At 44.1% G+C, this 2060-nt stretch carries 1 pseudogene; it reads right to left on the bottom strand.

Annotation, left to right across the window (positions count from 1 at the left end):
- Positions 1-2060, bottom strand: a pseudogene (locus C8N46_RS20010) (CUB protein); the annotation flags it as partial.

Below are 2060 nucleotides of genomic sequence, written 5' to 3'. Positions count from 1 at the left end.
TTTTCATTGGCAGTTGCCATATCTACCGCATGCATGGTTGGGTCTACAATCGGATTGTTGTCCATCTCTGCATCTTCTAATGTGGTGTGATAGCTTACTGTGACATTGCTTTCATTGTTGACTATTTCTGCCTCTGCTTGCGTCAAATCAAACACTAAAATACCATTGGTTGCATCTCCATCACTATCATCATCACATGCTTCTAAAAGGGTTGGCATGGTGTTCGGTGTTGGAATTGGAAGTACTCTTAAGGTCATGGTGATATCAGTAGTACAACCTGCACTGTTTGCTGCTCTTATGTAAAGCGTTTGCGGATTGCTGATGTTTTGATACCCTGTTGGGTCTGCTATTGGCATGTCTGCGTTTAGGTCTGCCAGTGAGGCATAATAAGTCAGAGTTAAACTGGTATCGCCGCCGGTGATTTCGGTGTACTTATCTGTTAAGTCAAAACTACTGATTTCATCACTCTCATCTCCACTTTCTAAATCATCACAAAGTGAGAACGCTGTTGGTTGTACTAGTACTGGTGGCGGCACTACGATTATCTCAAAGCTTCCAATAGCAAAACAGTCGGTAGTGTTGTCTTCCAAACGTACCCAGATGGTTTGCTGATTGGCTGTGGTGTTGATATAATCACTCGGAGTGACAATTGGTGATACATCATCGATAGCATCTTGCTCACTCTCATGATAGGTTAGTGTAAAGTTACCTGGTGTTTGGTCGCCATAGATTTGCATTTGCGTCACTGTTAAATCAAACATGGCAAAGCCGTCTAAACTTGCGGCATCGTCACAGACTTCTACATCATCGATGTTGATTGGCATTACAGGAATTGGAATCACATTGATTTGCAATGGCGTTACTGTAAAACAGCCTGTTACTGTATTGGTTGCCAGTACATAGATGGTTTGACTGTCCATGACAATGTTGGTATATGGACTGCTCAGTGCATTTAAGTTGTTGTTGGCATCTTCTGCGCTCTCATGGAAGCTGTAGACCACATCTGGCTCGTTGTTGACTATGTCGTTCACGAGCATGTCTAGGTCAGTAGCTACAAAGCCATCATTGTCATCATCACAGGTATCTGCTGAGAGCATTCCACCAGCATTGAGTGTTGGACTTGGTAGTGGATTGACTCTGATATCAAAGGTAATGGTGTTTTGACAGCCTGTGGTATCGTTGGTAGCCAGTACAAAGATGGTTTGTACCCCTAGTTCTTCATTGGCATACGCCGCTGGATTGGCAATTGGCATGTCATTGGCTAGGTCGGTCGCGTTGGCGTAGTATTGCAAGCTAATCCCTGGCACATTGTTTACTAAGTCTTCTGCCAAAGATGTCAAATCAAAGACTTCCGTTTCATCATTTAAGGTGATGGCATCACAGAGTTCGAGTCCTGGCAGTTGCACTAGATTTGGAAGCTCGTTGACAATCAGCGTGAGATTGGTAATAGAAAAACATCCTGTTACTTGGTCTTCTACGCGTACCCAAATGATTTGTGGACTCGGTGGAATGTTACTATAGGCGTTTGGATTGTTAATCTCGCCTGCGGCAGTTCCAGCGATGGCATTTGCCTGGGTGTTATAGTAACGAATTGTATGAGTTGTTGGGTCTTCGCCGTTTAGAATGTCAGTCGCAGCCTGTGTTAAATCAAATTGTGCGATCTCATCTCCGGTAATATCATCACATTCCGCTAAGGTTAGGGTATCGAGTGCGGCTATCTCTGGCGAATCATGCACGATTAACGCTAGAGAAACCACATTGTAACAGCCTGTAAGGACATTTTCCACACGTACATACAGTGTTTGATTGTACGGATTGATATTGCTATAGGTATCAGCGAGTGCATTGACATTGTTGTCTGCATCTTCTGGGGTTTCGTGGTAGCTCACTGTTACTTGACCTGGCAATACACCGCCTGTGATTTCACTCTCAGAGCTTCTGATGTTGAAGATGCCGATACCGTCATTGTCAGTATCGCAGTATTCGAGTGGAGTTGCAGGGAAGACTGCTGGAGTATCGTTGATATTTACCGTAAGCTGCGTTACAATATGACAGCCTGT

Origin of the sequence: Kordia periserrulae (assembly GCF_003054265.1) — a bacterium.
GTDB lineage: Bacteria > Bacteroidota > Bacteroidia > Flavobacteriales > Flavobacteriaceae > Kordia > Kordia periserrulae.
This window is presented reverse-complemented; position numbering and strand designations above follow the sequence as displayed.